General features: G+C 68.2%; 1 protein-coding gene. It reads right to left on the bottom strand.

Features of this window, described 5'->3' with window-relative positions:
- Window positions 1–264: proton-conducting transporter transmembrane domain-containing protein (locus tag ACYP5M_RS26600; RefSeq protein WP_459735742.1), on the bottom strand; the 264-nt coding region annotated here is incomplete at both ends.

Genomic DNA, 264 nt, shown 5'->3' with positions numbered 1-264 from the left:
GAACGCGCCCGTGTTCATGAGCCCGTAGGCCGCCAGGTAGAAGAGCACGCCGAGCAGCGCGTTCGGCGGCGAATCGTGCCGCGCCATCGCCGCGAGCCCGACCAGCATGTACCCGCTGTGCGCGATCGAGCTGTACGCGAGGACGCGCTTGACGTTGTTCTGGAGCAGCGCGAGCACGTTCCCCACCGTCATCGTCAGCGCTGCCAGGACCCAAAGCAGCGTCGCGATCTTCGGCGGGAGGTCGAAGTTCCCCCCGCCGAGGAC

The sequence above is a fragment of the Peribacillus sp. N1 genome (assembly GCF_054600815.1).
This window is presented reverse-complemented; position numbering and strand designations above follow the sequence as displayed.